This is a genomic window from Caulobacter sp. 1776, from assembly GCF_040545685.1.
In the GTDB taxonomy this organism is placed as follows: domain Bacteria; phylum Pseudomonadota; class Alphaproteobacteria; order Caulobacterales; family Caulobacteraceae; genus Caulobacter.
On sequence record NZ_JBEPMI010000002.1, the window covers coordinates 547,022 to 565,662 of the forward strand.

Here is an 18,641-nt window from a genome sequence, read left to right on the forward strand (position 1 = left end):
GCTTAGCGTTAGGGTCATGACATCGACCCTCGATTCCAGTGCGGACGGCGCCGACCGTCGGGCCCATCCCCGCTATCTCGACCATCGTTCCGTCTATGTCGGCGATGGCGCCATCGCGCGAAAATGCGCCTTCGTCGACATCTCCGAAGGCGGCGCGCGGATCTCGGTCGGCAAGGGCGCGAGCCTTCCCTCCAACGTCGTCCTCGTCGATCCGGCGACCGGTTTCAGCCGCCGGGCGGCCGTAGTCTGGCGGACCAAGACCGAGATCGGGGTTCGCTTCGTCCAGGAGGGCGTACGCTACCGCGTCCTCAGATCGGCCAACGATCTCGGCTGCTATGTCGAACGGCCTGCGCGCCGCTGGGCCTCGTAGGCCCTGACATCGAGACACATGCCGTCGCGTTGCGACGTCAGGTCGCGACAGCGACGCCGCAACTCCCAATGGATTTCGTGCGCTAAACCCGCCATCTTGCGTTCATGACAGCGATAGCCTGCCTGAAGATTTTCGTTGGCGAGGAGCTGCGGTTCGCCGATTCCGAAACCATGGCCACGCTGGTGGGCAAGGTGGCTGGCGCTTATCTGGAGACCGAATGGGTCTGGCCCCGGCGCTATGGCCTGGTCGCGCCCTATTCGTTCGTGCTGGCCGATCCGCGCGCCACCCGGCTGGACGCTCAGGAGCTGCAGCGGCTGGCGCGCGACCTGCAGTTCAAGATGTTCGGCGACAAGGGCGCGGGCGACGTCGCCCTGCTGATGTTCGAAGGCGACCAGACCGACGTCATGCGGTTCGCCAGCACGAGCGGCGACGTGCTCAAGGCGCTGCTGGCCGGCGAGGACGACGGCCAGTTCGCCGGGCGGGTCTGCAAGATCACCCCGGATTCGGTGACCAGCATCGCCCCGCCAGGCGGCCCGGTGACCGGCGCCCCGCCGGCCGAGGAGCTGGCGGCGATCGAGCCGGAACCGCCGCTGGGCGGGATCGGCGACCTGCTGGACGTCTCGGGACCCAACACCGGCTGGTGGGGCATCTACTACCTGACCAAGGAGCGCTTCGTCGGCAGCGGCGTCGATTGGCGCAAGGCCTGGGACGACGTCGGCTTCGGCGCGATCGAGGACGCCGACGTCGCCGCCCGCGACCAGGCCTGCCTGGACGCGGCGCTGGAGCAGCTGAGCCCGCCGCGGCCCGGCTACATCTTCCTGCCGTTCTGTTTCTCGTCGCTGATCAAGCCGTCGGTGCGCGAGAGCTATCGCGCCCACATCGAGAAGTTCCCGCGCGCCCTGCGCCCGCGCATGGCCGCCAGCGTCTACGACGTGCCGCGCGAGCCCTCGTACGGCGCGATCGGCCAGATCCGCAACTTCCTCAGCCCCTATTTCTCGCTGATCGACCTGCATGTGAAGGACCCTGGCTTCCGGATCGAAAGCCTGCCGGCCGGCGCGGTGCACAGCGTCACCCTGGTGCTGGAGGGAATCGACGAGCGCGCCCGCCTGGCGGCCATCACCCGCTTCCTGAAGGATCCGGCCATGTACCGCGCCAAGCGCGTCTGGCAGGGCGTGGCCATGGTCAACAGCCTCAAGGAGCTGGACCTTTGCCGCCGCCTCAAGGCCCCCTTCCTCAGCGGCCCGATGATCGCCCCCCTGGCCAACGCCCCCACCGGCGAAGTCGCCTGCCCAGCCCTCAACCTGCCCTATCGGAACTGGGTCGACGTGGTCTGACCGGCCTCAGGCGAACAAGGCCGACAGGCCCAGCAGGCCACAGTTCGGCTCGTTGACCAGATAGAACGGCACGTCGTGGAGGTAGGCCGCCATCCGGCCCTTGGCCTCGAACCGTTGGCGGACGATCGCGCGGTCCAGCATCTCGCCCCAGGACAGCACGATCGCGCTGATGACATAGACCCCGCTGCGCGCGCCGGCGGTCAGGACGAGGTTACCCGATATCGCGCCCAGCCACCCCGAAACCAGGGTGAAGACTTCGCGAGCGATCGCGTCGCCGCCGCGGGCCGCGGCCAGCAGCGCGGGGAGATCAGCGAACCGCGCGGGCTTTCCGGCCAGGACCGACAAGGCGAACGCCACGTCGAGCACGCCCGCGCCGGACAGGACACACTCGGCCGAAACGTGGCCATGCATGTCGCGCAGCACACGGATCACGTCGGCTTCGCGGTCATTCCCCGCCGCCAGGTCCACGTGCCCGCCCTCGGCGGCGGCGGCCATCCAGCCGACGAAGCCGTCGGGGTTGAGGATCGACATGCCAAGCCCGGTCGCCGAAGGACCAATGGCCGCGGCGGGCGCGTCGCGATGCGGAAAACCGCCGCCGATCGGCTCCATGGCGTCCGGCGCCAGCAACGGCACGGCTAAGGCCCTGGCCGTGAAGTTGTTCACCAGGTGCAAGCGGTGCAGGTCGAGCCGCTCGGAAAGGACGTCCGCTTCCAGGCGCATCGGCGAATGGGTCAGCTGGATGACGCCGTCCAGGCAGGGACCTGGCGCGGCGATGGCGGCGCCCAGGACGGGGCCGTCGAACCCCTCACGGATCCCCGCCAGTATATCGATCAGCTGATCCTGGCTTTCGCACGCGACCGTCGTCATCGCGGTCGGCAGAGCGCCTCGCTCGGCCAGCACGACCCTGGCCTCACGGCCGTCCACGTCGGCCAGCAGCACATGCGGGGTCGATTCGCGCGGCAAGGTCATGCGGTCGATCTCCTTGAGGCGTGAGCGACAGTCGCCGGAGTTACATTATGGGCCAATGCGCGAAAGCGTCGCAACCAAAGAGGCCGAAAGTCCGCCGGACGGAAGCTTAGTCCGCCGCCGCGTGGGCGCCGCCGCCGCTCAACGCCTTGCGGGTTAGCCAGATCAGCGGGATCAGGATCACGCACAGCCAGGCCGAGACCCGGAAGAAGTCCAGCGAGGCCAGGAGATAGGCCTGGTTGACGACCTGCTGGGTGACCGCCCCGACCGCCTGAAGGTAGGTCATGCCGGTCGCCTGCAGCTTGTTGACCGCGTCGACCCAGGCTGGACTGGTCGCGCTCATCGTCTCGGCCAGGCGGGTCTGGTGCAGGGACTCGCTGCGATCCCAGAGCGTGGTGGTCAGGGAGGCGGCGAAGCTGCCGGCGGTGATCCGCGAGAAGTTCGACAGGCCCGAGGCTTGCGGTGTCAGGTTCGGCGGGATGCCGTTCAGCGAGATGGTCACCATCGAGATGAAGAAGGTGCTCATCGCCACGCCCTGCACCAGCAGCGGCATGACCAGCACGCCGAAGCTGGCGTCGGGCGTGTAGCCGGAGCGCATGTAGAACGACAGCCCGAACGCGGCCAGCGAGAGCGTCGCCGTCCAGCGGGCGTCGACCTTGGTCATCAGCCGGGCCGTGAACGGCGTCAGGAACACGGCCACGACCCCGCTCGGCGCGGCGACTAGGCCCGCCCAGGTGGCGATGTAGCCCAGCCGCGTCTGCAGCCACAGCGGCAGCAGCAGGTTGTTGCCGAAGAACACCGCATAGCCCAGGCAGAAGGCGATGGTGCCGATGGCGAAATTGCTGGATTTGAACAGCGACAGGTCGACGATCGGGTGCTTCTCGTTCAGCTCCCAGATCACCCAGGCGACGAAGCCGATGATCGCCACCCACAGTTCGACGACGATGGCGGGCGAGGAGAACCAGTCCACGTCCTTGCCGGTGTCCAGCATGACCTGCAGGGCGCCGACCCAGATCAGCAGCAGCATGAAGCCGGTGCGGTCGATCGGCAGCTTGCGGGTCGGGGTCTCGCGGCTGGCCATGTTGCGCCAGCAGACCACGGCGCAAAGGATGCCGACCGGCACGTTGATTAGGAAGATCCACGGCCAGGAGATGTTGTCGGAGATGTAGCCGCCCAGGATCGGTCCGCAGATCGGCGCCACCAGCGTGGTCATCGACCAGATGGCCAGGGCCGTGCCCCGCTTGTTGGGCGGGAAGATCATGATCAGCAGGGCTTGCGAGCCGGGGATCATCGGTCCCGACACCGCGCCCTGCAGGATCCGGAAGAAGATCAGCGACGACAGGTTCCAGGAAACGCCGCACAGGAACGAAGCGATCGTGAATAGGATGACCGAGGCCACGAACGTTTTCACAACGCCGTAGCGGCCCATCAGCCAGCCGGTCAGCGGCACCGAGACCCCGTTGGCCACGGCGAAGGCGGTGATCACCCAGGTGCCCTGGCTGGAACTGACGCCCAGATTGCCGGCGATGGTCGGGATCGAGACGTTGGCGATGGTGCTGTCCAGCACCTGCATGAAGGTGCCGAGCGCCAGGGCGATCGAGGTGACGGCCAGGAGGATCCCGGTCATCGGCGGCGGACCGCCGCCTTGAGTTTGTTCGGACGCCATCGGGCGGCTCCTCGAATACGCTTGCCTACTTGGCGCCGTTCTGGGCGACGTCGATCTTGGCCTTCATCGACAGGCCGACGCGCAGCGGATGCTTGGCTAGTTCGGCGGGGTCGAGGGTGATACGCACGGGCACGCGTTGGACCACCTTGATCCAGTTGCCCGAGGCGTTCTGGGCCGGGATCAGCGAGAAGGCCGAACCCGTGCCGCCGGCCAGACCGCGCACCTTGCCGTGGAACTTGACGCCGCCGCCGTAGAGGTCGGAGACCAGGGTCACCGGCTGGCCGGGGACCACCTTGTCCAGCTGCACTTCCTTGAAGTTGGCGTCGACATAGGCCTGCGTCGTGGGCACCACGACCATCATCGGCGCGCCGATGGCCACCTGTTGGCCGACCTGCACGGACTTGCGGGCGACGATGCCGTCGGTCGGGGCGCGCACCACGGTGCGAGCCAGGTTCAGGCGGGCGGCGTCCAGGCGCGCCTGAGCGGCCTTCACTTCCGGGTTCTCGCTCACCGAAACGCCGGAGATCAGCACGGTGTTGACCTCGCGCGTGCCGATGGCGGCCTCGCGGCTGGCCAGGGCCTGGGCGCGCACGGCCTGGGCGGCGGTCAAGGCGGCCTGGGCGTTGGCGAGGCGGTTCTGGGCCGTGGTCAGTTCGTCACCCGAGACGGCGCCCTCGCCCACCAGGGCCTGGCGGCGCGAGAGATCGACGCGCGCCCGGTCGACGTCGGCCTTGGCGGCCAGGATCTGGGCGTCGGCGCGCTGGACGTCGGCCTGGCGGGCGTCGAACTGGCCGGCCAGGGCCGTGTCGCTGGCGAAGTAGCCCTTCACCTTGCGCTCGGCCTGGCCCAGGGCCGCTTCGGCCTGGGCGACGGCGATGCGGGCGTCGGCGTCATCGATGACGACCAGCGGGTCGCCGGCCTTCACGGCCTGGGTCTCGACCACGAAGATCTTGGCCACCGGACCGGGCGACAGGGCGGTGACCTGGGCGGTCTCGGCCCCGACATAGGCGTCGTCGGTCTCGACGAAGTGGGAGTCGAAAGCCAGCCACCAGGCGCCGTAGCCGACCAGCCCGACGGCGACGGCGCCGGCGAGGAGGGTCAGTTGGCGGCGACGCTTGGTGTTGGCGACGGCTTGGCCGCCATTGGCGGGTTGTTGATCGGACATAGGTGCAAGTCCTAGCGAGCGGATGCTGTGAGAATGGGGTTCAGGCGCCGGTGAAGCCGCCGCCGAGGGCGCGGACCAGGGCGATGTCGAGGGCGAAGGCGCGGCTCTCCAGGTCGGCGACGACCCGGCGCTGAGTCAGGACCGACTGCTCGGCCAGCAGCACCGACTGGTAGGTCGACAGCTGGCCTTCGTAGCGCAGGCGGGCGATGCGGTAGGCGTTCTCGTTGGCCGTCAGGGCGGCGCGCGCGTCCGCCAACCGCGAGGCCAGGGCCTTCTCGCTGGCGGCGGCGTCGGCTACCTCGCGCAGGGCCTGGGTCAAGGCGCCGTCATAGGCGGCCACCGCCGCGTCGCGATCGGCCTCGGCGCCGCGCAGACCAGCGCGCAGGGCGCCGCCTTCGAAGATTGGCAGGCGCAAGGCCGGGCCGACCTGACCGATGTCCGAGCCGCTGGAGAACAGCTTGTCCAGATAGAGCGACTGCACGCCCACGAAGCCGGCCAGGTTGATGTCCGGATAGAAGGCGGCCTTGGCTTGGCGGGTGCGGGCGGTGGCGGCCTCGGCCCGCCAGCGGGCCGCGACCACGTCGGGGCGGCGGCCGATCAGGTCGGCGGGCAGGTTGGTCGGCAGGCCGAAGGGCTTCAGCGTCGTCGCGCCGGGACGGGCGATGGTCAGCCCCCGGTCGGGACCCGCGCCGACCAGGGCGGCCAGGGCGTTGCAGGTCAGGGCGATCTGTTCGTCCAGGGCCGAGAGTTCGGCCTTGGAGACCGGCGGCCCGGCCTTGGCCTGTTCGCTCTCGGCGCGGGTGTCGAGGCCGTTGGCGACCCGCTTGGACACCAGATCGCTGGTCTCCTGGCGCAAGCGCACGGCCTGCTCGGCGACGTCGCGCTGAGCGTAGAGGCGGGCCAGCTCGGCATAGGTCGAGGCGACGGCGGTGGACAGGGTTAGACGCGCCTGGGCGGCATCGGCCTGGGCGGCCTTGGCCTCGGAAGTAGCGGCGGCCACGGCGGCCCGGTTCTTGCCCCAGAAGTCCAGCTCCCAGCTGAAGTCGAGGGCGATGCGGCCGGTATCGTTATAGCCATGCGGCACGAAGGCCGGCGGGATGCCCGCGTTGTAGCTCTGCTTGTTTTCGTTGACCTCGGCCCCTAGCCCGACCCGCGGCAGGTCGGCCGAGCGGGCCTGGGCGACCAGGGCCTGGGCGCGGCGCAGGCGGGCCTCGGCGGCGGCCAGGCTGGGCGAGCCCTTGAGGGCCTCGTCCTCGAGGGCGCTCAGTTGGGGGTCGCCATAGCCGCGCCACCAGGCGTCGGCCGGCCACTCGGTGGCGGGCGCGGTCAGGGTCTGGGCGGTCTCGTAGGCTTGTGGGGCCTTGGCGACGCGCGCCGGCTGGGCGGGCGGCAGGCTGGCGCAGGCGGCCAGGACCAGGGCGCTGGCGGCGGCCAGATAAGGTCCGCTACGGCGCGGAAGAGCGGTGGAGAAGGTCGGCATGGGGAGGCGCCTTGATGTGACCGTACGGTATAGTCATATGCGATGCCGCAAATATGCCCCACTTGCTCCATCGTCAAGGTGACCGTACCGTACGGTTGGAAAGAAATATGATGATCGACGCCAAACCCCGTCTGGACCGCGACGCCCGCCGCGAGGCCATCCTCGACGTCGCGGCCGAGGTGTTCCTGGAAGAGGGATATGACGCGGCCTCGATGTCGACCATCGCCGCACGGGTCGGCGGCTCGAAGAGCACGCTCTACAACTATTTCAAAAGTAAGGAAGAAATCTTCCAGGCCCATATCGAACGCTATTGCGACTGGCAGCGCGATGTGATGTTCGGCCTGCTGGACGACAGCGCGGATCTGAAGACGGTCCTGACCAACGTGGGCCGCCGCTACCTGACCAACGTGCTCTCGGACCGCAACATGCGCCACTTCCGCCTGATCGTGGCGGCCGCCGAGCGCTCGCCTGACTTGGGCAAGGCCTTCTACGAGGCCGGGCCGCGGCGGGGCGCGGCGATTCTCGGTGACTTCCTGGCGCGGATGCGGGCCGAGGGTCATATCCGGGCGACCGATCCGGTCGTCGCCGCCCACCAGTTCATCGGTCTTTGCCAGAACCGCCTGCTGAAGGCCCGCCTTACCAACTATATCGGCGAACCCACCTCCGCCGAGGTCGACACCGAGGTCGCGGCGGCGGTCGACACCTTCATCGCCGCGTTCGGTCCCCGCGCGGGCTAGCGGCTTACTTCAGGCCGGGCTTGGCGCGCGGATAGCTGCGGGTGGCCAGAGTCGGCGGCTGGTAATCGACCTGGAAGTGGCAGGCCTCGCCATAGATCTTCACGGCCGCCGCGCAACCGGCGGCCAGGCTGGCGGGACTGGGCTTGGCCCCCTGCTCGATCCAGGCGGTCATGGCGCGCAGCAGAGCAGCATATTCCGGCGTGGCCAGCTTGGAGTGCTCGTGCTCGTCGGTGAACGACTGGACCAGAAGATCGCTCTTCCCGGCCTTGGCGACCGTGTCGTGGAACACCTGCTCCAGCTCGACGAAGGCGGTCGGGTCGTCGATGGCGTGCATCGTCAGGGTCGGAACCAGCAGCTTGCCGGTCAGGTCGCTGTCCTCCGACAACAGCCGCACGCCTTCGGGGTCGGCGGCGAAGCGGGCGACCCCCTCGTTCAGCGCCTTGTCGTCGTCGGATCCCGCATAGGTCACGCCGACATTGCTGAACGGGTTCTTGCCGCCCAGCCGCTTGTTGACCATGTCGGCGAAGGTGAAGGTCGCCCAGCCCAGATGACTGCCCAGCGTCCGCTCGGGGATGCGGGTCACGGCCAGGATATTGGCGAGGTTGCGCTTCTGCGGGGCGGTGCGTTGGCCGGCCGGCAGATCGACGCCGGTGCAGGCGTTGACCCGCTCGTCCAGCTGCTTGTTCGTTAGCTTCGAGCCGACGGGCTGGCCCTGCCATAGCGGATACGGGGTCTCGCCAGGCTGCGGGTGATTGCCGCAATAGTATTGGTAGACGGCGCGCAGGTCGGCGCGGAAGTCATAGGCCCGCGTACCGCCGGAGACGACGCCGCTGGTCAGGATGACGCCGTCGTAGACCAGCTTGCCGTCGGCGTCCTTGCCGTAGAGCTCGGCGGTCTTGGCCGCGACATTGCCGCCCCACGACTGGCCGTGCAGCACCGTGCGCTTGGGTCGCCCGAAGGTCTCCCAGAACAGTTTGCGCAGGTTGTCGCTGTCTTCGGCCGCCGAGCGGACGCCGTAGCCTTCGCGACGATAGTTCGAGCCGGCCCAGGCATAGCCCTCGGCCACGGTCACGGCGAAGCGCTGCAGGTCCTCGACCGCGTCGTCGGGCTTGGGCGTCTTCAGGCGCGGGCCGCCGTGCGTGTGCAGGACGAGGGTCCCGTTCCAGGCCTTGGGGATGGCGATCCAGTACCAGGCGCCGTTGGCGTCTTGGCCCGCCAGGCACTTGGTCTCGGCCGGCAGGCCCTCCGGGCAGGTCTTGCCAGCCGGCGGCTCCGCGCGCGTCGCGCAGCCCACGAGGGCCAGGCTCAAACCCAGGGCGGCGGCGGCGAACTTCATGACCATGCGGACCTTCGAAACGCGGAACAAGAAGGAGCCGGCCGCTCCGGGGAGGAGGAGCGGCCGGCCCGAGCATGACGATAGTCCTATCGTCATGCTCAGACTTTCAGCCTGAGGGCCCTTTTGTCCGTTGCAACGTAACGGAAGGGCTCTCCCTCGGCATCAGAACGACTTGGCGATGCTGAGGTACCAGTAGCGAGCATAGGGGTTGTAAAGCGAGCCGATGTAGCCGCTCGACGACAGGGGCGGATCCTTGTCGAAGATGTTCCGCGCGCCCACGCGGATGCGGGTGTCGTTGGCCCAGCCCTTCTGCTCGAAACGGTACTGGGCGTAGAGGTTGACCGTGGTCAGCGGCTTCACGCGCCAGGGCTCGCCGGTCGCCGACAGGAAGTCGGTGTCCAGCACCGCGCCGGTATAGATCACCGAGGCGCCGATCTGGACCGGACCGCCGCGCCAGGTGCCCGTGCCGCTCCACTTCCACTTCGGCTTGCCGTTGCGCTTCAGGAGGTCGCCCGGATCGGTCAGCGGGGTGGCCGGGTTGATCGTGCCGGCGGCGCGGGCGGCGAACAGCTCGGCGATCGGCGGGGCCAGCTCCTGCGAGTACTTGTCCATGTAGGTGCCGTCGATATTAGCGCTGAAGCGGCCGGCGTTGTCCGTGCGCAGGACCCAGTTCAGGCCGAAGTCGATGCCGCTGACCGTCTGCGGCTGCAGGTTCTTGAACTGGTCGCGGATCTCGAGGATCTGGCCGACCGGGGCCAGGCCCGTGCCGTTGAAGAAGGCGACGTCATCGACCGTCGGGGCCGCGCGGACCACGTTGGCGTTGTTCGCGCCGCCCAGGCGGGCCAGGTAGTCCTGCACCGCGATATTGGTCGAGCCCAGGGTGCCGACGATGCCGTCTTGCTTGATCTGCCAGCGGTCGACCGTCAGCGTGAAGCGGCCGAACGGCTCGGGGATGAAGGTCGGCTGCAGGACGACGCCCACCGAATAGCTCTCGCTCTCCTCGGCCTTCAGGTTCGGATTGCCGGCCGTGGTGAACCGGATGCCCACCCCGCGCGAACAGGCCGAGAAGGTCGCGATGCGCTTGGCCCGCAAATCGGCCTCGCAGCGGTAGAAGTCGGTGACCGTGTTGGTCCGCGAATAGCTGAAGGGGTTGGTGGTCTCCAGGTTCGGGGCGCGGAAACCCTGCTGCCAGGAGCCGCGGAATCGGACGCCATCGACCACGTCCCAGGCGATGGCCACCTTCGGCTTCGCGACCGAGCCGAAGTCGCTGTAGTTCTCGTAGCGACCAGCCAGCTGGACGTCGATGCGGCGCACCAGCGGGATGTTCATCTCGGGCGAGACCAGTGGCAGGGCGAATTCGACGAAGGCCGAGCCGACGTCGCGCGAGCCCTTGGTGCTGGGGGTGTCGTTGACGCCCGTGACGTTGCTGTTGCTGGTCGCGCCGGTCACCGGGTCGGTGAAGGGGGTGCGGCCGTCCAGCATCGGGTCGCGGCGGTCCTGCTGGGTCTCGTGGCGGAACTCGACGCCGGCGGCGACGCCGACCGGGCCAGCCCACAGGTTGACCAGGTCGGACTTGGACACCTTGAAATCGGCCAAGGTCAGGGTCGTGGTCGAGTGGCGCTTCAGCCGAAAGCGGATGGCGTCCAGCGCGGCCTTTGAACTGGGCGTGCAGTCACGCCCGCCCGTTCCGTCGAGACAGCCGCCGTTGAACGGGTTGTAGGCGTCGGGAGTCGACAGGGCCAGTTGGGCGGCCAGCTTCTTGCTGTCGATGCCGTCGCTTTCGTCCTTGGCGTCGGCCTTCGAATAGAGGACCGCGGAGTCCCAGTTCCAGCCCCACTTCTCGCCCTTCAGCCCGCCCAGGAAGCGGGTCTGATAGTTCTCGACCTCCACCTTGCTCGGACCCAGATCGTTGAAGCGGTAGTTGGTGAAGGTCACCGCCATGCCGCTGGCGGGCACGTTGGTCAGGTTCGGCAGGCGGTTCGGATTGGCTTGGCCGTTGGCGAAAGTCACCGGGCCGAAGGGATTCCAGTAGTTGCTGGCCGGCACGCCGATCGCGACTAGGCTGGTGCCCTGGGTGGTCAGGCCCTCGGACGTGGCGTGATAGAAGCCGAGCTCGCCATAGGCCGTCAGGTTGTCACTGATGTCGTAGTGGCCGTTCAGGAACAGGTTCTGGCGCTCGATCTCCGGCGCGATGGTCGTCGCGTCGTTCTGCGGCGCGTTGTAGCGGTAGGCGTTGGCCGTGCTTCCGGTGGCCAGGTTGCCCGTGCCCAGGCACAGGCCGTTGCCCAGCTGGGTCGCGCAGCCGGCGATGGTGTTGGGCTGCACGTGGGTCGCGCCAGCCGCCGACGTCAGGGCGACCGTGCCTTGACGGATCGCGCTGGTGACGCCGAACACCGTGAAGTTGGCGAACGAGTTCTGGTTGCCGCGGTTGTCCGGGGCGGCGCTGGCGGCGTAGTCCGCATAGCCTGCGAACAGCGGCCGCAAGTCCTGGGTCGCGGTATAGGGCCGGTCGCTGGGACGCTGGGCCGTGCGCCAGGTGAAGTTGCCGTTCAGCGAGATGTTGCCCCGCCCCTCGGCGAAGTTGCGGCCGGCGAAGATGTTGCTGCTGTACTCCTTGCGGTGCGTGCCCTCGGCCCAGCCATATTGGGCGTCGACGGTCAGGCCGTTGAAGTCGGTCTGCAGCACGGTGTTGACCACCCCGGCCACGGCGTCGGCGCCATATACGGCCGCCGCGCCGTCGCGCAGGATTTCCAGGCGCTCGAGGTTGGCGGTCGGGATGGCATTGGCGTTGTAGCCGAGCAGCGGCACGGTGCCCGACGACTGGCTGGTCGGGTGCGAGACCAGCCGGCGACCATTCAGCAGCACCAAGGTGTTGCCGACGCCCAGGCTGCGCAGGTTGATCGAGTTGACGTCGCCGCGCGTGGAATTGCTGGTCTGCGGCGCGTTGCTGGGGTTGATGAACACGTCCCCCATCTGCGGGATGGAGCGGAACAGATCATCGCCCGAGACCGCGCCGGTGGCGGCGATCTGGTTGTTGTCCAACACCGTGACCGGCAGGGCCGCCGTGGTCTTGGCGCCCTTGATTTGGCTGCCGACGACGACGATCTCCTCGACCTTGGTCGTGTCGGTCGCTTCCTGGGCGGCCGCACCGCCAGCGGCGGTCAGCAGGACCACCAGGGCCGCGCCCTGGACGAGATGGCGGCGGTGTCGGCGATGGGCTTGGTTCGTCACGAATAGCTCCCCCGTGTTTCTTTTGTTTTGACTGTGCTTGAGCGGTCCGGCGAGCCTCAGGGGCGCGCCGGATCCGGAATGGGTCCGCCGGCGACCGGCGGGTGTTTCGTCGGGTCGAGAGCCGACTTGAGAGCCGCGACATCCAGGCCGCGCTCCCAGCGCGAGACAACGATCGCCGCCACCGCGTTGCCGGTGAAGTTGGTCAGGGCCCGACACTCGGACATGAACCGGTCGACGCCCAGGATCAGGGCCATGCCGGCCACCGGCACCGCGGGCACGACCGATAGGGTCGCGGCCAGGGTGATGAAGCCCGCGCCCGTGACGCCCGCCGCGCCCTTGGAACTCAGCATCGCCACGCCCAGCAGCAGCGCCTGCTGCTCCCACGACAGGTGCACGCCAGTCGCCTGGGCGATGAACAGCGCCGCCAGGGTCATGTAGATGTTGGTGCCGTCCAGATTGAATGAGTAACCGAGCGGGACCACCAGGCCGACGACCGACTTCGGGCAGCCGGCCTTCTCGAGCTTCTCGATCAGGCTGGGCAGAGCCGCTTCCGACGAGCTGGTGCCCAGCACCAGAAGCAGTTCGGCCTTCAGATAGCGGATCAGGCCGAAGATCGAGAAGCCGTTGAACAGGCCCACCGTCCCCAGCACCACGACCACGAACAGCAGCGAGGTCAGGTAAAAGGTTCCGACCAGCATGGCCAGGTTCGTTACCGAGGCGATGCCGTACTTGCCGATCGTGAAGGCGAAGGCCCCGAAGGCGCCGATCGGGGCGAACTTCATGACGATGTGCACGAACTTGAAGAACGCTTGGGCCACCAGCTCCAGGAAGTCGATCACCGGCTTGGCCGGCGCGCCGACCAGGGTCAGCGACAGGCCGAACAGAATCGAGATCAGCAGCACCTGCAGGATCTCGCCCTCGGCGAAGGCGCCGACCACGGTGGTCGGGATGATGTTCATCAGGAAGCCGACGACGCTCTGGTCGTGGGCCTTGGCGGCGTACTCGGCGACCTTGCCGGCCTTCAGCGTGGCGGGATCGATGTTCATACCCGCGCCCGGCTGGACAACATTGGCGACCACCAGGCCGACGACCAGGGCCAGGGTCGAGAAGACCACGAAGTAGAGCAGCGCCTTGATCGCAACGCGGCCAACCTTGTCCAGGTCACGCATGCCGGCGATGCCGGTCACGACGGTCAGGAAGATCACCGGGGCGATGACCATCTTCACCAGCTTGATGAAGGCGTCGCCCAGCGGCTTCAGCGACTGGCCGATCTCGGGATAGAAGTGGCCGATCGCGCCGCCCAGCAGGATGGCCAGCAGCACCTGGAAGTAGAGGTGCTGGAAGAACGGCTTGGGTCGCGCCGGAGGCCGCCCCTCGGGCCGCGGGGATGCGGTCGGTTGGATCGTCTGCACTGTCGCCTCTTGGCAAGGCCCGAAGGCCGCGTTTCCACCCCGCGCCCCTTTGCCGGGCCGCTTGGATAGACGATCCTGTGCGGAAGGACGCCGCGCAAGCGGCCTCGGAAAAAGCTTCAAAGCCTTGTTTTACATTTGCTTTTCTTCTTGTAAGTCGATGGAGGCGCCGACGCTCGCGGCGAAATTCCTCACGCCAATCATCCAGTTTGTGCGAAAATCCGCACAAACCTTGGAGGCGCGTTCATGAACCGGCCGTCGCCGCCAAACCTGGCCGATCCGATCGTCCGGCGCTGGATGGCCTTCGTCGCGGCCAGCGTGATCCTATTGGCCGGCGTCGTGGGTTTCGCCGGCGCCCTGGCCCAGCGCCGCGCCACCGCCGACCTCGAACGGCAAGCCCAGGCGTCGGCGGCCCTGCACGCGGCGGTGCTGCGCAGCGAACTGGCCAAGCACCGTTCCCTCCCCTTCGTCCTGGCCCAGGACCCGGACGTGGCCGAGGTGCTGCGCTCGGCCGACCCGCGAGGGATCGACGCCCTGAACCGCAAGCTGGAGACCCTGAGCGGGGGCATCCGCGCCGCGGCGATCTACGTGCTGAACGCCAAGGGCATGACCATCGCCGCCAGCAACTGGCGCGAACCGACCAGCTTCGTCGGCTCCGACTACAGCTTCCGGCCCTATTTCAAGGACGCCAAGGCCCACGGCGCCGCCGAGCTCTTCGCCCTGGGCACGGTCAGTCGGCGACCGGGCCTGTTCATGTCGCGCCGCGTGGACGGCCGCGAAGGGGCTTTGGGCGTCGTCGTCGTCAAGGTGGAATTCGAGGCGCTTGAGGCCGAATGGTCCGCCGCCGAACCGGCCTTCGCCGCCGATCCGAGGGGCGTGATCCTGGTCACCTCGGTCCCCGCGTGGCGATTCTCGACGCTCACGCCCCTGCCCCTGGTCGAGCAGCAGCGGCTGCGCGCCGAGCATCGCTTCGGCGACGCGCCGTTTCAGGTCCTGGGCGCTGTTCCGCCGCCGGCCGCGGGACGGGTCCCCGTCCTGACCGCGGTCGCGCCGCCGGGTCAGGACGAGACTCGGTTCATGGCGGCCAGCGCCGATCTGGGGGCCGTGGGCTGGACGGTCTACACGTTCACACCTGTCGGCGCGGCCTTGCGCACGGCCGTGGCGGGCGCTCGCGCCATCGCCCTGCTCGTGGGCTTGATCGCCTGCGCCCTGGCCGCCGCCGTCCTGCGCTGGCGCGGCCAGGCCACCGTCCGCGCCGCCCGCCAGGAAGCCGCGCGCCTCGAGCTGGAGGCCCGCGTGCAGGAACGCACGGCCGAGCTGCGCGACAGCAACCAGCGTCTGACCGTCGAGATGGAGGAGCGGCGTCGCGCCGAGGCGCACATCCATCTGATGCAGGACGAGTTGGTCCAATCCAACAAGCTGGCCACCCTGGGCCAGATCGCCGCCGGCGTGGCGCACGAGATCAACCAGCCGGTGGCGGCTATCCGCGCCTACGCCGACAACGCCGCCGTGTTCCTGGAGCGGGCCGACGACAAGACCGCCAAGGCCAATCTCGGCCTGATCGCGGGCCTGACCGACCGCATCGGCCTGATCACCGACGAGCTGCGCGCCTTCGCCCGCAAGTCCAGCGCCCCGGCCGCGCCGGTGGCGGTGCGCGAAGCCGTCGACGGCGCCCTGCTGCTGGTCGGCCCGCGCCTGCGCCAACAAGGCGCGCGCGTCATCCGCGACGAAGTCGACGAGGCCGCCCTGGTGATGGCCGAACGCTTCCGCCTGGAGCAGGTGCTGGTCAACCTGCTGCAGAACGCCCTTGAGGCGCTGGACGGCGCGAGCGATCCGGAGATCCGCGTCCAGGTCTCGGTCAGGCGTTCGCAGGTGCGGATCCTGGTCGCCGACAACGGCCCTGGCGTCGCGCCGGAGGCGGCCAAGACCCTGTTTACGCCGTTCGCGACCACCAAGCCCCGCGGCCTCGGCCTTGGCCTGGTGATCAGCCGCGACATCGTCGCCGAGTTCGGCGGCGAACTGTCCCTCGAAGCCGGCCCCGGCGGCGCCCGCTTCGTCATATCCCTGCCCAAGGCGCGCTAAAGATGCCCGTGACCGTCAACCAGGTAGCCTTCATCGACGACGACGACGTCCTGCGCGACGCCAACGTCCAGACCCTGCAGTTGGCGGGCTTCGAGGTGCTGGCCTTCACCTCGGCCGAGACGGCGCTGGCCGCCCTGCCCGCCGGCTTTCCCGGCGTGGTGGTCAGCGACATCCGCATGCCCGGAATGGATGGCCGCCAGCTGTTCCGTCGCCTGAAGACGCAGGACGCCGACCTGCCGGTGCTGCTGGTCACCGGCCACGCCGACGTCTCCGAGGCGGTCGAGGCCATGCACGACGGCGTCTACGATTTCGTGGCCAAGCCCTACGCGCCCGAACGCCTGGTCAGCAGCGTGCGGCGGGCCATGGAGAAGCGCCGGCTAGTCCTGGAGAACCGCGAACTGCGCGCCCTCGCCGCCCAGGCCCAGAGCGACTGGCCGCTGATCGGCCAGACCCCGGTCATGGAGCGCTTGCGCGCCACCTTGCGACAGTTGGCCAGCGCCGATGTCGACGTACTGCTCGAGGGCGAGACCGGGGTCGGCAAGGAGCTGGCGGCGCGGGCCCTTCACGCCTGGGGCCGCCGCCGTGATCGCGAGTTCGTCGCCGTCGACTGCGCCGCCCTGCCCGCCGGGACGCTGGACAGCGAGCTGTTCGGCCACGAGCTGGGCGCGTTCAACGGCGCGGTCCGCCAGCGTGTGGGCCGCATCCAGCAGGCTGATCGCGGCACCTTGTTCCTCGACGAGATCGAGACCCTGGCGCCGGAAGCGCAAGGCAAGTTCCTGCGGGTGCTGGAGGAGCGTGAGATCACGCCCTTGGGCTCCAACCGCGCCCAGACCCTTGACCTGCGGATCGTCGCCGCCGCCAAGACCGACCTGGGCGACGCCGTCGCGGCCGGTGCGTTCCGCGAGGACCTGTTCCACCGCCTGGACGTCGTGCGCATCCGCATCCCACCGCTGCGCGAGCGCCGCGAGGATGTGCCGCTGCTGTTCGCCCATTTCCTGGCCCGCGCCTGCGAGCGCCTGGATGGCCCGCAGCCGGTGATCGACGACCGGGTCCGCTGGCGGCTGCACAATCACGACTGGCCCGGCAATGTCCGCGAACTGGGCCACTACGCCCAGCGCGTCGCCCTGGGCCTGGCCGACCAGACCACGGCGGGTGGCGCGGCCGACGTGGCGCCGTTGCCCGAACGCGTGGCGACCTACGAGGCGCACGTGATCGAGGAGGCCCTGGCTGGCTGCGGCGGCGATGTCCGCGCGGCGCTCGAGGTGCTGCGCATCCCCCGCAAGACCTTCTACGACAAGGTCGAGCGGCACGGGATCGACCTGGCCCGCTACCGCCGCCCCTCGCGCTAGATCGGCGCCAGCTCGATCAACACGATGTCATTGGCGCGCATGGGCAGATCGATGATGGTCTGGCCGCCGCTGGCCTTGATGACCCTTTCGATCTCCGGCCGGTCCCGGGTCATGTTCTGCAGCGTCCGAAGCTGTTCGGGCGCGAGGCTCTTGGGCGCGCCCATGTCGATATAGGCGCTGTAGGCGTCGTTGGCGCGATAGCCGGTGCGGCGCACGCGCAGGCGATAGGATCCGGGCTTCAGCCCCGCCACCGTCAGCTTCAACGGCTCGACGTCGAAGGTCGGATGCGGGCGCGTGTAGAATGGCCGGTTGCTGACCTTCTGGTCCGGCTGGCGCCAGGCGTAGGCCAGCACCGCTACCCGGTCGCCGTCGCGGGCGGCGAAGATCTGATCGTCCGCGCTGGCGATCTCGCGGCCCCGGACCGCGTTGAGATACTTGTAGGCGAACCAGGCGGGTTTTCTGATCCCCTGCGGGTTCATCAGGCCGAAACCGCCCTCGAACGGCTTGGTCGGCGGACCAGGCTCTTCGAAGAGATCGGTATAGGTCCAATAGCTCATGCCCTGGACCAGGCCCTTCGTCCGCCGCAGCTTCTCCAGGATGTAGGCGGCGCTGACGTAGCTGTCGTGGACGCTGTCGCGCGGCGTGTAGCTGGTGCTCCATTCGGTGAAATAGAGCGGCAGGTTCGGGAAGGCCGAGGCCTGAATCTGCTCGCGCACCCGCCGCACGTCGCCGACGATGGCGTCGGGCGAGGGCGACAGCTTGGTGTCCTGCACGCCCTTCTCGTCCAGGAAACCGCCGTCGACGCCGTAGGTGTGGGTGGTGACGAAGTCGACGGGCGCGCCGCTCTGCTTCACGTGGGCCAGGAACTCCGGAACCCAGGCCGCGCCGGCCGTCGAAGGCCCGCCCACCCGCAAGGCCGGGTCGATCGCCTTGATGGCCCGAGCGGTGACGTCATAGAGCTCGAAATAGGCGCCCCTGTCGGCCTTCTCCCAGAAGCCATCCAGGTTGGGCTCGTTCCAGACCTCGAAGAACCACTTGCGGACTTCCTCGACGCCGTAGCGCTGACGGACGTGCCGGACGAAGGCGTCGATCAGGTCGCGCCAGGGCTCCAGCTTCGGATGCGAACTGTTGCCCTTCCAGTAGAAGATCGTCTGTTCCGAACTCTTCATGGCGTCGGGCGTGAAACCCAGTTCGACGAAGGGCCGGATCCCCTTGGCCAGCAGCGCATCGTACAGCTGGTCGAGCTTGGTCCAGTCGTAGACGATCTTGCCGTCCTGGACCTTCACCGTGCCCAACACGTCGTGGAAGATCGCGTGGAAGCGGATGTACCGGAAACCCAGCTCGTCCACGGTCGTCTTCAACTGAGCCTGGCTGTCGTCGCGGATCAGGGTGCCCGGATAGTCCGAACCGACCGACAGGTCGAAGAAGCGATCCACCGGCCCCGTGGTCTTCATCACGTCCAGCGCGATAACACGCGGACTGGCCGGCGCGGCGTGGGCCATCGCCGGCAGACTGG

At 68.5% G+C, this 18,641-nt stretch carries 13 protein-coding genes; 5 read left to right on the top strand and 8 right to left on the bottom strand.

The genetic code is table 11. The annotated features are described in order from the left end of the window. Positions 1-16 precede the first annotated feature (16 nt). Positions 17-370: a PilZ domain-containing protein gene (locus tag ABIC66_RS07970; protein WP_354069186.1), complete on the top strand. Its 354-nt coding sequence runs from the start codon at positions 17-19 to the stop codon at positions 368-370. Positions 371-474: 104 nt separating this feature from the next. Continuing rightward, the gene (locus tag ABIC66_RS07975) at positions 475-1,704 is read left to right on the top strand and encodes a hypothetical protein (protein WP_354069188.1); all 1,230 of its coding nucleotides are present in this window, start codon (positions 475-477) and stop codon (positions 1,702-1,704) included. 6 nt (positions 1,705-1,710) lie between these two features. On the opposite strand, the gene ABIC66_RS07980 is transcribed toward ABIC66_RS07975, so the two are convergent. The 4 genes from ABIC66_RS07980 to ABIC66_RS07995 all read right to left on the bottom strand — a co-directional run bounded on the left by ABIC66_RS07980 (position 1,711) and on the right by ABIC66_RS07995 (position 6,981). Beyond that, positions 1,711-2,673: a glucokinase gene (locus ABIC66_RS07980; protein WP_354069190.1), complete on the bottom strand. Its 963-nt coding sequence runs from the start codon at positions 2,671-2,673 to the stop codon at positions 1,711-1,713. A gap of 106 nt (positions 2,674-2,779) precedes the next feature. Continuing rightward, positions 2,780-4,336: a DHA2 family efflux MFS transporter permease subunit gene (locus ABIC66_RS07985; RefSeq protein WP_354069192.1), complete on the bottom strand. Its 1,557-nt coding sequence runs from the start codon at positions 4,334-4,336 to the stop codon at positions 2,780-2,782. Positions 4,337-4,361: 25 nt separating this feature from the next. After that, entirely contained in the window at positions 4,362-5,501 is a 1,140-nt protein-coding gene (locus tag ABIC66_RS07990; protein ID WP_354069194.1) for an HlyD family secretion protein, read from the bottom strand. Between the two features lie 40 nt (positions 5,502-5,541). Beyond that, positions 5,542-6,981 (bottom strand): efflux transporter outer membrane subunit, encoded by a 1,440-nt coding sequence (locus ABIC66_RS07995; RefSeq protein WP_354069195.1) that lies wholly within the window; start codon positions 6,979-6,981, stop codon positions 5,542-5,544. 107 nt (positions 6,982-7,088) lie between these two features. On the opposite strand from ABIC66_RS07995, the gene ABIC66_RS08000 reads away from it, so the two are divergent. Beyond that, the gene (locus ABIC66_RS08000; protein WP_354069197.1) at positions 7,089-7,718 is read left to right on the top strand and encodes a TetR/AcrR family transcriptional regulator; all 630 of its coding nucleotides are present in this window, start codon (positions 7,089-7,091) and stop codon (positions 7,716-7,718) included. A 4-nt stretch (positions 7,719-7,722) separates the two neighbouring features. On the opposite strand, the gene ABIC66_RS08005 is transcribed toward ABIC66_RS08000, so the two are convergent. From ABIC66_RS08005 to ABIC66_RS08015, 3 genes are all read right to left on the bottom strand, one after another. Next, entirely contained in the window at positions 7,723-9,084 is a 1,362-nt protein-coding gene (locus ABIC66_RS08005) for an alpha/beta hydrolase family protein (RefSeq protein WP_354069198.1), read from the bottom strand. Between the two features lie 132 nt (positions 9,085-9,216). Next, a complete protein-coding gene (locus ABIC66_RS08010; RefSeq protein ID WP_354069199.1) occupies positions 9,217-12,285 on the bottom strand; it encodes a TonB-dependent receptor plug domain-containing protein in 3,069 nt (1,022 codons plus the stop codon). Between the two features lie 56 nt (positions 12,286-12,341). Next, positions 12,342-13,697, bottom strand: a complete 1,356-nt coding sequence (locus tag ABIC66_RS08015) for a dicarboxylate/amino acid:cation symporter (RefSeq protein WP_502910328.1) — start codon at positions 13,695-13,697, stop codon at positions 12,342-12,344. Between the two features lie 243 nt (positions 13,698-13,940). Here ABIC66_RS08015 and ABIC66_RS08020 point away from each other — a divergent pair, with 243 nt between their 5' ends. Beyond that, positions 13,941-15,776, top strand: a complete 1,836-nt coding sequence (locus tag ABIC66_RS08020) for a sensor histidine kinase (RefSeq protein ID WP_354069201.1) — start codon at positions 13,941-13,943, stop codon at positions 15,774-15,776. Between the two features lie 2 nt (positions 15,777-15,778). After that, on the top strand, positions 15,779-17,125 hold the full coding sequence (locus ABIC66_RS08025; protein ID WP_354069203.1) for a sigma-54-dependent transcriptional regulator: 1,347 nt from the start codon (positions 15,779-15,781) through the stop codon (positions 17,123-17,125). On the opposite strand, the gene ABIC66_RS08030 is transcribed toward ABIC66_RS08025, so the two are convergent. Continuing rightward, on the bottom strand, positions 17,122-18,627 hold the full coding sequence (locus ABIC66_RS08030) for a GH39 family glycosyl hydrolase (RefSeq protein ID WP_354069397.1): 1,506 nt from the start codon (positions 18,625-18,627) through the stop codon (positions 17,122-17,124). The genes ABIC66_RS08025 and ABIC66_RS08030 overlap by 4 nt on opposite strands. Positions 18,628-18,641: the final 14 nt, after the last annotated feature.

Bases quoted from the DNA above. Each gene is read 5' to 3' on its own strand.
- ABIC66_RS07970 (WP_354069186.1), top strand. From the start codon at position 17: ATGACATCGACCCTCGATTCCAGTGCGGACGGCGCCGACCGTCGGGCC.
- ABIC66_RS07975 (WP_354069188.1), top strand. From the start codon at position 475: ATGACAGCGATAGCCTGCCTGAAGATTTTCGTTGGCGAGGAGCTGCGG.
- ABIC66_RS07980 (WP_354069190.1), bottom strand. From the start codon at position 2,673: ATGACCTTGCCGCGCGAATCGACCCCGCATGTGCTGCTGGCCGACGTG.
- ABIC66_RS07985 (WP_354069192.1), bottom strand. From the start codon at position 4,336: ATGGCGTCCGAACAAACTCAAGGCGGCGGTCCGCCGCCGATGACCGGG.
- ABIC66_RS07990 (WP_354069194.1), bottom strand. From the start codon at position 5,501: ATGTCCGATCAACAACCCGCCAATGGCGGCCAAGCCGTCGCCAACACC.
- ABIC66_RS07995 (WP_354069195.1), bottom strand. From the start codon at position 6,981: ATGCCGACCTTCTCCACCGCTCTTCCGCGCCGTAGCGGACCTTATCTG.
- ABIC66_RS08000 (WP_354069197.1), top strand. From the start codon at position 7,089: ATGATGATCGACGCCAAACCCCGTCTGGACCGCGACGCCCGCCGCGAG.
- ABIC66_RS08020 (WP_354069201.1), top strand. From the start codon at position 13,941: ATGAACCGGCCGTCGCCGCCAAACCTGGCCGATCCGATCGTCCGGCGC.
- ABIC66_RS08025 (WP_354069203.1), top strand. From the start codon at position 15,779: ATGCCCGTGACCGTCAACCAGGTAGCCTTCATCGACGACGACGACGTC.
- ABIC66_RS08030 (WP_354069397.1), bottom strand. From the start codon at position 18,627: ATGGCCCACGCCGCGCCGGCCAGTCCGCGTGTTATCGCGCTGGACGTG.